The sequence below is a fragment of the Nocardia sp. IBHARD005 genome (genome assembly GCF_052814245.1).
In genome coordinates this window covers 2,174,737-2,188,045 of the sequence record NZ_CP199935.1, presented here as the reverse complement: position 1 = coordinate 2,188,045, position 13,309 = coordinate 2,174,737, and the positions used below count along the sequence as shown (strand labels likewise).

The window sequence follows — 13,309 nt, the reverse complement described above, 5'->3', positions numbered from 1 at the left end:
GGGCGAATCACCACCGGCAGCGCTGTACCGAGGTCGGCGACCGGTCCCGGCGAAGCTGTGGATAACATCGAAACCCACTGGAGCTCAATGGCTTCCGCGCGAGATCGCCGAAACCTGTCGGTGCCCCTCGCTATAATCGAAAGCGTGTTCGAGGGTTCCGACGATCGGGGGCGGGACCCAAACGCAACGGGAGGACGCCGAATGAATGCCATTGCCGCTCAGACCACTTTCATCACCGCGCCGTACGTGCCGCTCGAGAAGAAGCGACTGCCCGCGGGCCGTCCGCGCCGCTGGTATGTGGCGCACAATCGCCGGCTCAAGGCCATGCGGTTGACGATCGCACTGCTGGATTCCGGTGTGTACCTACCCAATCAGGCCACCAACGAGACGATTCGGCGCACCGCCGAGAAGATCGACATCCGCCCGCCGTCGGATGCCACCTGCCGTCTGGTGCGCACGCTGCTGCGCTACAGCCGATGACGCTGATACGCCGAAAGCCCGCCGTCGCGGGCGGGCTTTCGGGGTATCTGCTGAGATCAGCGGCTGCTGCTGCGGCGGCTCTTCTTGCGCGGCGGCGGCAGCAGGCCCTCGGCGCGCAGACGCGACGCGTGCTCGGCCAGTGCCTCCACCAGTGGGCCGACCTGCGCCGACTCGGGCTGCACGTCCACGCGCAGGCCGAACTCGATCGCGGTCTCTGCGGTCTTCGGGCCGATGCAGGCCACGATGGTGCGGGCGTGCGGCTTGCCCGCGATGCCGACCAGGTTGCGCACCGTCGAGGACGAGGTGAAAAGCACCGCGTCGAAACCGCCGGTCTTGATCATCTCGCGGGTCTCCGCGGGCGGCGGCGAGGCGCGCACCGTGCGGTAGGCGGTGACGTCGTCGATCTCCCAGCCGCGCTCACGCAGACCCTCGGCAAGGGTCTCGGTGGCGATGTCGGCGCGCGGCAACAGCACCCGGTTCACCGGGTCGAAGACGTCGTCGTAGGGCGGGAAGTCGGCGAGCAGGCCCTCGGAGGACTGTTCGCCACTCGGCACCAGTTCGGGGTTGATGCCGAAGGAGCGCACCTTCTCCGCGGTGGCCTCACCGACGCAGGCGATCTTCACACCGGAGAACGCGCGAGCGTCGAGACCGAACTCGGCGAATTTCTCCCACACCGCGCGCACGGCGTTGGTGGAGGTGAACACCACCCACTGGTAGCGCCCGTCGACCAGGCCCTTGACCGCCCGTTCCATCTGGGCGGGGCTACGCGGCGGCTCCACCGCGATGGTCGGCACCTCGATCGGGATCGCGCCGTGGGTGACGAGCCGCTCGCTCATCTCGCCTGCCTGATCCTTGGTGCGCGGAACGAGCACGGTCCAGCCGTAGAGGGCACGCGATTCCCACCACGACATCTTGGCGCGCTTGTCGACTTCCTTGCCGACGGTGACCACCAGCGGGCCGACCAGCTCGGAAGCGGCGTTGTTCAGCGAGGCCAGCGTGGCCTCGATGGTGCGCTGCTGACGGGTGGTGCCCCGCACGGTCACCGCGACCGGAGTCTGCGGCGCGAGACCGTGTTCCACCAGCGCGCTCGCCGTCTCGGCGAGGTGGCCGGAGGTGGCGTGCAGCACCAGCGGGCCGGGGGCGGCGGCCAGCGCCGACCAGTCGACCTCGCCGCGCACATCGGCCTCGGTGTGCGCGGAGCCGAGCGCGATGCCCGCGTAGCTGGGCACCGCCGAGCCGTTGGGCAGGCCGGGCAGCACCTCGAACACCATGTGCGAACGGGTGACGGCGTTGACCTCGTTGATCACCGAATCGGTGGTCAACGGGTCGCCGGTGACGATGCGGACCACGTCGTGACCGTTGCGCGCCTCGGCGATCAGCGTTTTGGCCACCTCGGCGGGTTCGCCGAGGGCGGGCCGCACGTCGACCGGGCTCTCGCCGTCCTCGCCCACCTCGTGGGCGATGCCGATCAGGGCGAGCACGCCCTTGTCGACATCGGGATCGGTGAACGCCAGCATCGCCCGCTCGAGCACCTCACGGGCACGCACGGTCAGCAGGGCCGGGTCGCCGGGGCCGGATCCGACGAAAAGGATCCGCCCTGGTTGCTTCTTGGTAGCTCGGCTGCTGCTCATCGGTTGTTCTCCATCGGGCTGGAATTAGTGAAGTCGGTGGGCGCCGGTTCGTCTGTGACGCTCATCAATGCGCGAGCACCCAGGTCCAGCAGTTCGCGCGCCAGCGTGCGACCGAGTTCGGCCGCGTCGCTCGGTGCGCCGACGATCGAGGCACGCAGGACGTCGGAGCCGTCGATCGCGGCGGCACAGGCGCGCAGCGAGAGTTCGTCGAAGATCCGGCCGTCCTCGTCGATCGACTCGACGATCTCGGCGAGCGCTCCGATCGGTGCGGTGCAGCCTGCCTCGAGCTCACCGAGCAGCGAACGCTCGGCGAGCACCGCGGCTCTGGTCGCGGCATCGTCCAGACCGGCGAGTACCTCGATCAATTGCGGTTCGTCACTGCGGCATTCGACCGCGAGGGCGCCCTGCGAGGGGGCGGGCAGCATCTGCACCGGTTCGAGCGATTCGGTGATCGCGTCGGTACGCCCGATCCGGCACAAGCCGGCGCGGGCGATGACGATGGCATCGAGTTCGCCCTCGCTCACCTTGCGCAGGCGGGAGTCGATATTGCCGCGCAGCGGAAGGATGTCGAGGCCGAGACCGAGTGCGCGCAGCTGCGCGGCACGGCGCGGGGCCGAGGTTCCCACGCGGGCACCGGCGGGCAACTCGCCGAGGACCATGCCGTCGCGAGCCACCAGCGCGTCGCGCGGGTCCTCGCGGGGCGGGATCGCGGCGATGGTGAAGCGCGGGTCCTGCGCGGTGGGGAGGTCTTTATAGGAGTGCACCGCGATGTCGATGCCGCCCGCGGCGAGCTCGTCGCGCAGCGCGGAGGTGAACACCCCGACACCGATCTTCTGCACGGGATCCGAGGACAGATCGCCCGGTGTCTTGATGACCACCAATTCGGCGGGCTGCCCCGCCGCGATCAGCGCATCACGGATGGTGCCCGCCTGTGTCAGCGCGAGCAGGCTGCCGCGCGTGCCGATCCGCCACGGCGCACTGGTGCTGCCTGCGGTCACGGTGTCCTCTTCCTGCACTGTCGTGGTCATGCGGTTTCCTCCTGCGCATGCCCGAGCGGCGCTGCGTGGTTTCGCATGCTGCCTGTGTCGGGTCTTGACTCGGTCAAGCGTGACGGCCCATCGCCGAGGTGGCCTGCGGTGAAGTCGTCGGCCAGCACGGACTCGCCCGCGGCGACCTCCATCGGAGCGGCAACCGCCTGTACCGCACCGGGTTTCAGTTCGAACAGCTCACGCAACGCTTCGGCGTAGCTGTCGCCGCCCGGCGTCGATGCCAGCTGTTTCACACGCACGGTCGGCGCGTGCAGCAGCTTGTCGACGACGCGGCGCACCGTGCGCGCCACCTCGTCACGGGCCGGGTCGGCCAGGTCGGGCAGCCGCGAATCGAGGCGGAGCAGTTCGGCCTCCACCACATCGGCGGCACGCTGACGCAGTGCGGCCACCGTGGGGGTGACCTCCGCCATGCGCTGCCCGGCAAGGTATTTGGCGAGTTCGTCGGCGACGATGAGGCGCGCGGCGGCGGTGTCGTCGGCCGCGGCACCCGCGGCCGGATCGCGCTGCAGCGATTCGATGTCGATCACGGCGACGCCGGGCAGGCCCGCCACGGCGTGCTCCACGTCGCGAGGCAGGCCGAGATCGCAGAAGACCAGCGGACGCTCGGCGGCGTCGGTGCGCGCCCGGTCCGCGAGCGCGCGATGGGTGTCGGCCAGGGTCACCACGGACCCGACCGCACCGGTACAGGTGATCACCACATCGGTGCCGGCCATGGCCTCGGTGAGCCGCGACATCTCGACCGCTTCGGCATCGACACCGTGCATGGTGCGCCCGGTTTCGGCGAGGCGCTGTGCGCGTTCGAGGGTCCGGTTGACGACGATGATGCGCCCGATCCCGGCCCGCGACAGATGCGCGACAGCAAGTCCGCCCATCGCGCCCGCACCGACCACCACCGCGGTCCGCCCGGCGAGATCGCCGACCACACCGCGCGCCCGGTCCAGCGCCACCGACACCACCGAGGCTCCGGCCCGGTCGATCCCGGTCTCCGAATGCACCCGCTTACCGACTCGCAAACAGTGCTGGGCCAGCTCGTGCAGCGTGCGCCCGACCGCCTGCTGCCCATCGGCGCTGGCATAGGCACTGCGAATCTGGCTGAGCACCTGCTGCTCGCCCACGACCATCGAGTCGAGGCCGCTGGCGACCGCGAACAGATGCTCGGCCGCGGCCTCGCTGTAGCGCACGTACGCGTGCCTGGTCAGGTCGCCCAGCGGCAGTCCGGAATGCTTGGTGAGCAGCTCGCTCACCTCACCGAGGCCACCGTGGAAGGCGTCGACCACCGCGTAGACCTCGACCCGGTTACAGGTGGAGACGATCATCGCCTCGGACACATGGCTAGAGGCGAGCAGCCGATCCACCAGCTTCGGCCGATCGGAGTCGCTGATCGCGACCTTCTCCAACACCGAGACCGGGGCACTCCGATGCGAAATACCGACGAGAAGAACGCTCATGACCGCACCTCGCCGCCGCTCGTTTTCGTCATGCGCGTCCGCACGCGGTGTTGCTGATTCGCTCGCTGGCGCTCGCTCATGGCGTGATCACCGATCCCTTGGTGCTTGGCTCCGTTGCCGAGTGGGGGGTGGCCGAGTGCGGCGCGGTGCGACGCGCTGGCCTGCCACGGGCCGGTTCGACCGGTGCGGCGTGCGTGAGATGGCTTGGCGGCGGTACCCGGCGCGCGACGCGGCCGGAGCCGACCTCGGCGACCTCGGGCAGGGCGTCGTTGCGGGCGGCGTCGAAGGACAGCATCTGCAGTTCCATCGCCAGGTCGACGCGGCGAACCTGCACGTGGGCGGGCGCGCGCAGTTCCACTGGCGCGAAGCTCAGAATCGACGGCAGTCCGGCGGCGACGAGCCGGTCACACACGTCCTGGGCGGCCTCGTCGGGCACGGCCACCACGGCGATCGTCGGCGCAAGCGCCGGAATCTGGCCCGTGAGCTGCTCGACATCGCGCACGACGAGACCGGCGTACGCCTGGCCGATCACCGAAGGGTCGTTGTCGAAGATCCCGACCACGGTGAAGCCTCGTACCCCGAATCCGCCATAACCGACCAGAGCGCGGCCCAGATTGCCCGCGCCGATCAGCACTACCCGATGTCCCTGCGACAGTCCGAGCACATCTTCGATCCTGGTGCGCAATTTGGCCACGTCATAGCCGACACCCCGCACACCGTTGGGTCCGAGGAAGGAAAGATCCTTGCGCAGCTTCGCCGAATTGACACCCGCCGCGACAGCGAGTTCCTCACTCGATACGATGACTACACCCTCATCGGCCAACCCGGCGAGAACACGGAGATAGGTAGCGAGACGAGTCACCGTGGCCTGCGGAATGTCCCGCACAAGAGCCTTGCCGGAGACGCCACTCGGCGTCTCGTGCTGCTCTGTCACGTCGTCGGCTCCTCGTTCCGGGCCTGATCGCGGTCCGGTTCCTCTGTTTCGTTCACCGGTGTGGGTCGCTGCAATTACGAGAGCGCGACCGGTGCCATAGGGGCGGTACAAACCCGGCCACCGCCGCCGCGTGCAGCGGCGGTGCGGATTGCGTGTCACCACCGTAACCGCTTGTGCAGGCGTTCACAAAGTCGGTGAATTCGGCCTCATTTTCCGTCGCGACCAGCGATCCGGCTCAGGTCGGCCCGCAAACGGGGCTCGTCGACGTCGAAATAGCTGTGTTCACGGCCGTTCAACAGGACCACCGGCAGCCGATCACCGTATTCGGCACGCAGCTGCGGGTCGCTGACCGCGGCTTCGTCGACGTCTATGGTGGCGACCGGGAGACCGAAATCACCACAGATCGTCTGCAATTGCGCCAGTGCGGTGCTGCACAGGCCGCAACCAGCGCGAGTCAACAGAGTCACCGTCGATGTGGGATTAGTCATGAGCCCTATTTAATCCTCGAGCCCGCAGCGGGTTGTCGGTGCAGCCGGTTACTGTGGACATGGTTCGCGCGACTAGCGGAGGGTACTGGTGCCGGAACGTTCGAAGGTGACTAGGGCCGGATTCGTCGCAGGGCGATTCGGGGAGTTCCCTGCGCGGTGGCAGCCCAGCCGCCTCGGTCAGGAACTACAGGAACAGTTCGCACGGCTGCCACGCAGCCCGTTCGGGCCGAGTGAAGAAGAGCTACGCGCCAACCTGGCCGGCGAGGCGAGTGCCGACGCCGCACTCGAGTTACACGATGCCGAGCTCGCCGAACAGGGTGCCGTCGCGGGCCCAGAGGCCCCGCGCGACCTCACCGCCGCGGCGTTCTTCGACGTCGACAACACCCTCGTGCAGGGTGCCTCGATCGTCCACTTCGCCCGAGGGTTGGCCGCGCGCAAGTACTTCAAGACCTCCGACCTGGTCGACGTCGCCTGGAAACAGGTGAAGTTCCGGGTCACCGGCAAGGAGAACTCCTCCGACATGGTCTCGGGCCGGGAGAAGGCACTCAGCTTCATCGCGGGCCGCCCCACCGCCGAACTCGCGGCGCTGGGCGAGGAGATCTACGACGAGATCATCGCCGACAAGATCTGGCCCGGCACCCGGGCGCTCGCCCAGATGCACCTCGATGCGGGCCAGCAGGTCTGGCTCGTCACGGCCACCCCGGTCGAGCTCGCCAACGTGATCGCCAAACGCCTCGGCCTGACCGGCGCACTCGGCACGGTCGCCGAAAGTGTCGACGGCAAGTTCACCGGCCGCCTGGTAGGCGACATCCTGCACGGGCTCGGCAAAGCGCACGCGGTGCGCACCCTCGCCATCCGCGAAGGCCTCAACCTCAAGCGCTGCACCGCCTACTCCGACAGCCATAACGACGTCCCCATGCTGTCGCTGGTCGGCACCGCGGTCGCCATCAACCCCGACTCCGACCTGCGCGAAGTCGCGAAGAACCGCGGTTGGGAAATCCGCGACTTCCGCACCGGCCGCAAGGCAGCCAGAATCGGCGTCCCCACCGCCCTCGCACTCGGCGCCGCAGGTGGCGCCGTAGCCGCCGTTGTAGCTCGCCACCGCGAGAGTTGAGACGCAACCCACCGACCAGGCGAGAACACGGGTAACTCCCCCAGCCATCACACGCCCGACCGCCAACGGTCGAGCTACCGGACGGCCCGCTGATTACCGGGGAGGCGGAACGAGCCCGCCCCCGCGACAACTAACCCATCACCACGTTCCGGCGTTTGGCCAGTAGCTTGTACAGGGTTTGCTGGATGGTCTCGCGGACCTGGTCGGTGACCTCGAACATCGTCATCGGGTCATCGGCTTCTTCCGGCTCGAACGCCGTGGTCGCGATCGGCTCACCGAACTCGATGTACCACTTCGACGGCATCGGTACCGCACCGAGCAGTCCCAGATGCGGAAACAGCGGCGTCACCGGGAAATACGGCAAGCCGAGCAGCCGGGCCAGCGGCTTGATATCGGCCAGCTTCGGGTAGATCTCCTCGGAACCGACGATCGACACGGGAATGATCGGCACCCCGGCCCGCACCGCCGCCGACACGAAACCGCCGCGGCCGAATCGCTGCAGCTTGTATCGGTCGGCGTAGTTCTTGCCGATGCCCTTGAATCCTTCCGGGAACACTCCCGCGATGTGGCCCGAGCGCAGCAGCCGCTCGGCATCGGGATGGCAGGCCAGCGTGTGCCCGGCCTTGCGCGCGAGCGCGCCGAGTAGCGGCATCTCGAAGATGAGATCGGCGGCCAGCAGTCGCAGCGCCCGCTGATTCGGGTGCTTGTCATGCACGGCCAGCTGCAGCATCAGACCGTCGACCGGCACCGTGCCCGCGTGATTGGCGACCAGCAGCGCGCCACCGACGGCGGGAACGTTCTCGATGCCCGCCACTTCGACGCGGAACCAGTATTCCGACAGCGGCCGCAGCGCGGGCAGGATGACCGATTCCAGCAGGTGCCGGTCGTAGCCGAACTCGTCGACCTGGTAGTCCCCGGTGAGCCTGCGGCGCGCGAATTCCGCGGTCCGTTCGATCTGCTCGCCGACGGCATCGCGCACGATGTCGGTCAGCGACTTCGCCGGCCGCGCCGGCATTCCCGGCCGACGCTCGCTGAGGGAGGTGACCGGCATCGCCTGCATCGGCTGATCCGGCCATCGCCGGGTCGGCGGTCGGTGCCGGGCCTCGACATTCACGTCGAGACGAATGACTTTCGCTCCCTCGTTCATGTACGCGCTCCTGTACCGGCCCCGATGAGGCCGAGCAGTTTGTGTTCCGCGGCGTCGATCCAAGCCGGATCGAAGACGGGCCGCAACGCTGCGCCCGCGATGAAGTCATCGAACGCCTGGACCGTGGTCCAGCGTGGGGTGAAACCGAGTTCGGTACGCATACGGGTGGTGTCGAGCCCGCAGCCGAAGTAGAAATAGTCGGGTTGTTCGCCACTGAATCCCCGCATGATCGGGCCCATCAGCGAGCGACCGACCGTGCGGAAGACGAAAAAGGGAACCGGTGCGACGATGCGCCCGGCCCGGCGGATCGCCTGCGACATGGCCAGCGCGCCGTCACCGGCGATATTGACCGTGCCACCGTGTGCACGCTGCGCCGCGTGCACGAGCACCGCGACCGCGTCTTCCTCGTGCAGCAATTGCAGTCGGGCTTCGCGACCCAGAACGGTGGGGGTGATCGGCGAACGCAGATATTGCACGCCCCGATCGGCCAGGCGCGGGCCCACGATCGGCGCGAAACGCAGAATCGATGCGGAGATATCGGGCCTGCGCCGCGCCATTCCACGCACCAGCGCCTCGATATCGATCATGTCGCGCGCGAACCACCCCGCCGGCGGAGTGCGCGCACCCATTTCCTCGGTGAATTTCGCCGGATCCTTGGCGCTGCAGCCGTACACCGCCGACGACGACCGCACCACCACGCGCCGCACCGACGATGCCTTCTGACACACGGCGAGCAATTGCATCGTGCCGAGGACATTGAGATCCTTCATCACCGCGCGACCGCCACCGGCGGGTGGACGGGTGAGCACGGCCGCGTGCACCACAGTGTCGACGTCGTTGCCCTCGACGACCTTGCGGATGAGCGGATTCCTGATATCGGCGCGCACGAACTCGGCACTACCCATTTTTCGGCGGAGCTCACGGCTGGGGGTGACTGTGTCCACCGCGATGACACGTTCGACGCCGGGTTCGGCAGCTAGCCGTGCCGCGACGTTACCGCCGAAGAAGCGGCTGGCTCCAGTCACCAGCACAACTCTCGGCGCGTGTCGTTCCCGTGTGTCGGAACTCGTACCTGACCCCACTCAAAGCCCCCTGCTCATCGTGTTTCGCGTACCAGAGTAGCCGCATTCACGCCACTCGCCGTCACGATCTACAAGCATTTAACGAGGAAGACCCCTCGTCGCACAGCGAGATTCACAAACCCGGGCTTTTCACAGCGAGAGCCCGCCACCTTCGAAGGTGACGGGCTCGTCGCAGGCACGCTGGCTTACTTGCCGAGTTTGCGCCGCTGAACACGCGTGCGGCGAAGCAGCTTGCGGTGCTTCTTCTTCGACATACGCTTGCGGCGCTTCTTGATCACAGAACCCATAGGGTTTCCTCGCGTTCTCTCTACTCGGCATACACACGCGGTGTTCACGTGCGTCGTTTGGCGTCCGCGCCGCCGGGGCAACCGGACACCACGAACGGTGCCACCGGCAGGCGGACACGAACCGGTTGTCCATGCTACCGGGGCACCCGAGCAGCAACGAATCCGCCGTATCTTTGGCGGCTGGCGCCGCGGGTTTCGGCCCTAAACCCTGGCTCTTCCCTCCCTGCGGGCACTCCTTCGACGCACCCACCGGTGGAGTCCATCGCCAGGGACGGGCCGAAACCACCCAGCTCATCCGGCGTCGAAGTACGACGTCTCCAGGTAGTCGTGCACCGCCTTCGCGTGCACTCGGAACGAGCGTCCGACACGCACCGCGGGCAGTTCACCCGAGTGCACGAGCCGGTACACCGTCATTTTCGACACCCGCATGAGATCGGCGACTTCGGCGACGGTGAGAAACTGCGTGCCACCGCCGATCACCGTTTGCGGGGTGGCGCCGACCCGCGGCGCGGGCGAACCCGAACCACCGCCCGACGCCGATGGATTACTTGACATTCTGTTCGCAGACATCATGGCACCATTGACCTCCGGCACGCCCGCGCCGCCGGCTTCCCCACCAGCGGAACAGACACGCACGTGCTTCTACGAGCTTAGCGGGACCAGTGGGATTACTGCGACGGGTGTGAGAAATCGGTTTTCAAACCGAGTACCCGTTTGTCACTCGTTCGTTGCGCCCTGTTCGGCAGAGCGCCGCTTCGCCGCGTGTAGGGCTTCGGTGAATGTCGAGCGCAGCGCACCGCGCTCCAGTTCGCGCAGTGCCGCGGCGGTGGTGCCGCCGGGCGAGGTGACCGCGGCCCGCAGATCGGCTGGGCTCTGCCCGGTTTCGTCGAGCATGGCCGCCGATCCGATCATCGTCTGCACGACCAGTTCGCCTGCCACCTCCCTGCTGAGGCCGAGTCCGACACCGGCATCGACCATCGCCTCGACGACGAGGAAGAAATACGCGGGCCCCGAACCCGACACCGCGGTGACCGCGTCCATCTGCGATTCGGGAACCGTCACCACCTTGCCGACGGCTTCGAGCATCTCACCGACCTGCTCCAGCTGCTCGGCCCTGGCGTAGCGGCCGGGCGACTGCACACACATTCCCTGCCCGACCAGCATCGGAGTGTTCGACATCACGCGAACGACAGCGAAACCCGCGGGGAGCTTCGACTCGAGCCGCGCGGTGGAGACTCCGGCGGCCAGCGAGACCAGCACCTGGTCGCCACCGCTGTCCAGGTCGGCCTTGGACAGGTCGGTGAGCACCGAGTCGACCACACCGGGCTTGACCGCGATGACCACGATGTCGGCACCGACCACCGCGTCGCTGACGGATCCGCTCACCCGCACCTTGAAACGCTCGGCCAGCTGCGCGGCACGCGGGGCGAGCGGCTCGACGATGACCAGATCCTTGGTCGCCCTGCCGGATTCCAACAATCCGGCCACCAGCGCCTCACCGATACGACCGCCACCGACCACCGCAATTCTCGTCATGAGAACAAGGTTAGATGGCCCGGTGGCCTCAGCGTGCCGCCGGGATCAAGGCCAGCTGACGACTCTGGGCGACGACGGCACCGGTGGAGTCGATCACCAGGTGGTCCTCGTCGAACATCCGCGCACCGACCTCACGGGCGGTCGCGATGACGCGCAGCCAACCGGGCGCGGGGATGCGGCGCAGGTAGGTGGTCATCTGGACCGTCGGCGACCAGCCGAAGTGGCCGAGGTTCATCGGGACGGGCGGGCTGATGTCGGCGGCCATCATCGCGAAGGCGGCGCGCGCCCGGGGATCGGATTCGTCGCCGTCGAACGGGCGGATCCACAGCCGCATCCGGGGCGGGCCGGTCTCGCCGCGCAGGAATTCACCCCAGGTCGGGTCGATCACCATGTGGGCACCCTGGCTGACGTGCACGATCTTGCCCATCGGCGAATCGGGAGTGTACTGAAAGGCCTGGTCACCCGGCTCGGCGGGCATGTCGGTATCGGGCCCGCTCCAGCGAGTTTCCGCGGAATCGAGGTGGCCGAAGGTGAACGCGGTCCGGACGAGGGTGCGGCCGTTCTGGATCAGGTCGACGTCGGCCAGGCAGATCTGTCGGCCCTTCTTACGGATGTGCACCGCGTATTCGACCTCGCCGGGGTCGGGGGCGCCGAGGAAGTCGGTACTGGCCGCGATGGGCGCCATCTGGGCGATGGATTCGTCGGCCTCGGTGAGCCAGCGGGTCGCCGCGGCGGCGGTGGCCGCGACCATGGTGCCGCCGTGCACCTTGGGACCGATGGTCCAGGTAGGCGCGATGACGCCGGCGTAGCGGCCGGTCTCGGCATCGGTGGTGGTGAGCTCGGTCAGGTCGAGGACCTGGCTGAACGGCGCGTCGGTCGCGAGTTCTCGCGTCATCGTCACTCCTGGTCGAGGGGCACAGCAATTCGTACAGCGTACAAGCATGGTGGGGTTCGAAGTATTCCGTGCTGGGCCCCGGGATGTGAGCAGGTGGTGACATATCAGGATTACCGAGTCCGGGGGAGCTGCGGGCTGTGTTTTTGGAGCGCTGGCGCGCTCGAGCGGGGCCCCTGATGGCCCCGATCTTCCCTCCCTCCGGGCACTCCTTCGTCGCACCCTCCGGTCAGTCCAGATCGGGGCGGGCCCCTTTGGGGTAGAGACATACAGGGGGTTACCCGGCCCAGGAGGTGGACGTGGTGACGGATCCGGCTGACTAGACCCGTTCCATTACGGCAGGTCGGCGTGGCGGGGTTGGGGATCCGGTGTTGCGCCGGTGAGGTGACGGCGCGCGAACTCGAGCGTGCGCGCCAGTTGCGTGGAGCGTTCGGCGGTGGTTCGCGCGTTCTGGGTGTTGATCTCGGCCACCGCGTGGCCGCGGAAACCGGTGTCGATCAGGTGCTCACACAGTTGCACGCACGGCTGGGTGCCGTCGCCGGGCACCAGGTGCTCGTCGTGCGCGGCGCCGCGACCGTCGGCCAGGTGCAGGTGGACCAGGCCCTCGCCCATCCGGCGCGCCAGCTCGAGCGCGTCGGCGCCCGCGGTCGCGGTGTGCGAGAGGTCGAGGGTGTAGTGGTCGAAGCCGGTATCGGTCGGATCGTAGGAGGGGCTGAACGCGCTCACCGCGCGGCCGGGGCCGGCGCGCCGTTCCAGCCTGCGCACGGCACCGTCGCGGAACAGGGTGTCGGCCCGCATCGGGAACATGTTCTCCACGGCCACCTTGACCGGATGATGGGCCTCGAGCTCACCGACCTGATCGGAGAATCCCCTGGCGTAGCGGCGTTGCCAGCGAAACGGCGGGTGCACCACCACGGTGTCGGCGCCGAGCGCCTCCGCGGTCCGCACACTGCGTTCCAGCTTGGCCCCCGGATCGGCGCCCCACACCCGTTGCGAGATCAGCAGACACGGCGCGTGCACGGCCAGCACCGGGACGCCGTAGCGCTTCGCGTAGGACTGCACGGTCGCGATGTCCTGACTGGCCGGCTCGGCCCAGACCATCAATTCCACACCGTCGTAACCCAATTCGGCGGCATAACGGAACGCCGCCTGCGTGTTCTCCGGATACACCGAGGCCGTCGACAGCCCGATCGCGATGTCCGCCCGTGTGTTCCTCACAGC

At 68.0% G+C, this 13,309-nt stretch carries 14 protein-coding genes; 2 read left to right on the top strand and 12 right to left on the bottom strand.

Annotation, left to right across the window (positions count from 1 at the left end; translation table 11 throughout):
* Nucleotides 1–201 precede the first annotated feature (201 nt).
* Nucleotides 202–480 (top strand): hypothetical protein, encoded by a 279-nt coding sequence (locus ACTWPB_RS10365; RefSeq protein WP_062988789.1) that lies wholly within the window; start codon nucleotides 202–204, stop codon nucleotides 478–480.
* A 56-nt stretch (nucleotides 481–536) separates the two neighbouring features.
* Here ACTWPB_RS10365 and ACTWPB_RS10360 read toward each other — a convergent pair whose 3' ends face one another.
* The 5 genes from ACTWPB_RS10360 to ACTWPB_RS10340 form a co-directional block, all read right to left on the bottom strand.
* Complete coding sequence (locus tag ACTWPB_RS10360; RefSeq protein WP_446225455.1) at nucleotides 537–2,111, bottom strand: uroporphyrinogen-III synthase; 1,575 nt, start codon at nucleotides 2,109–2,111, stop codon at nucleotides 537–539.
* Nucleotides 2,108–3,139 carry a hydroxymethylbilane synthase gene (hemC, locus tag ACTWPB_RS10355; protein ID WP_446225454.1) on the bottom strand — a complete coding sequence of 344 codons (1,032 nt, stop codon included), beginning with the start codon at nucleotides 3,137–3,139 and terminating at the stop codon, nucleotides 2,108–2,110. The genes ACTWPB_RS10360 and hemC overlap by 4 nt, the downstream gene beginning before the upstream one ends.
* Complete coding sequence (locus ACTWPB_RS10350; protein WP_446225453.1) at nucleotides 3,136–4,608, bottom strand: glutamyl-tRNA reductase; 1,473 nt, start codon at nucleotides 4,606–4,608, stop codon at nucleotides 3,136–3,138. Before ACTWPB_RS10350 ends, hemC begins: the two co-directional genes overlap by 4 nt.
* Before the next feature lie 76 nt (nucleotides 4,609–4,684).
* A complete protein-coding gene (locus ACTWPB_RS10345; RefSeq protein ID WP_446225452.1) occupies nucleotides 4,685–5,542 on the bottom strand; it encodes a redox-sensing transcriptional repressor Rex in 858 nt (285 codons plus the stop codon).
* A gap of 206 nt (nucleotides 5,543–5,748) precedes the next feature.
* Nucleotides 5,749–6,030: a glutaredoxin family protein gene (locus tag ACTWPB_RS10340; protein ID WP_446225451.1), complete on the bottom strand. Its 282-nt coding sequence runs from the start codon at nucleotides 6,028–6,030 to the stop codon at nucleotides 5,749–5,751.
* A gap of 88 nt (nucleotides 6,031–6,118) precedes the next feature.
* Between ACTWPB_RS10340 and ACTWPB_RS10335 the strand changes: the two genes are divergently transcribed.
* Nucleotides 6,119–7,144 (top strand): HAD family hydrolase, encoded by a 1,026-nt coding sequence (locus tag ACTWPB_RS10335; protein ID WP_446225450.1) that lies wholly within the window; start codon nucleotides 6,119–6,121, stop codon nucleotides 7,142–7,144.
* Nucleotides 7,145–7,274: 130 nt separating this feature from the next.
* Here ACTWPB_RS10335 and ACTWPB_RS10330 read toward each other — a convergent pair whose 3' ends face one another.
* The 7 genes from ACTWPB_RS10330 to ACTWPB_RS10300 form a co-directional block, all read right to left on the bottom strand.
* Nucleotides 7,275–8,291 carry a lysophospholipid acyltransferase family protein gene (locus tag ACTWPB_RS10330; protein WP_446225449.1) on the bottom strand — a complete coding sequence of 339 codons (1,017 nt, stop codon included), beginning with the start codon at nucleotides 8,289–8,291 and terminating at the stop codon, nucleotides 7,275–7,277.
* Nucleotides 8,288–9,322 carry an NAD-dependent epimerase/dehydratase family protein gene (locus tag ACTWPB_RS10325; RefSeq protein ID WP_446225448.1) on the bottom strand — a complete coding sequence of 345 codons (1,035 nt, stop codon included), beginning with the start codon at nucleotides 9,320–9,322 and terminating at the stop codon, nucleotides 8,288–8,290. The genes ACTWPB_RS10330 and ACTWPB_RS10325 overlap by 4 nt, the downstream gene beginning before the upstream one ends.
* A 236-nt stretch (nucleotides 9,323–9,558) precedes the next feature.
* The gene (locus ACTWPB_RS10320; RefSeq protein WP_003402602.1) at nucleotides 9,559–9,660 is read right to left on the bottom strand and encodes a 30S ribosomal protein bS22; all 102 of its coding nucleotides are present in this window, start codon (nucleotides 9,658–9,660) and stop codon (nucleotides 9,559–9,561) included.
* Between the two features lie 291 nt (nucleotides 9,661–9,951).
* Nucleotides 9,952–10,233: a helix-turn-helix domain-containing protein gene (locus tag ACTWPB_RS10315; RefSeq protein WP_228537168.1), complete on the bottom strand. Its 282-nt coding sequence runs from the start codon at nucleotides 10,231–10,233 to the stop codon at nucleotides 9,952–9,954.
* Nucleotides 10,234–10,377: 144 nt separating this feature from the next.
* Nucleotides 10,378–11,196, bottom strand: coding sequence for a pyrroline-5-carboxylate reductase (gene proC / locus ACTWPB_RS10310; RefSeq protein ID WP_446225447.1), 819 nt, complete (start codon nucleotides 11,194–11,196; stop codon nucleotides 10,378–10,380).
* 28 nt (nucleotides 11,197–11,224) lie between these two features.
* Nucleotides 11,225–12,091, bottom strand: a complete 867-nt coding sequence (locus ACTWPB_RS10305; RefSeq protein ID WP_446225446.1) for a thioesterase family protein — start codon at nucleotides 12,089–12,091, stop codon at nucleotides 11,225–11,227.
* Nucleotides 12,092–12,421: 330 nt separating this feature from the next.
* Nucleotides 12,422–13,306: a sugar phosphate isomerase/epimerase family protein gene (locus ACTWPB_RS10300; protein ID WP_446225445.1), complete on the bottom strand. Its 885-nt coding sequence runs from the start codon at nucleotides 13,304–13,306 to the stop codon at nucleotides 12,422–12,424.
* Nucleotides 13,307–13,309 lie beyond the last annotated feature (3 nt).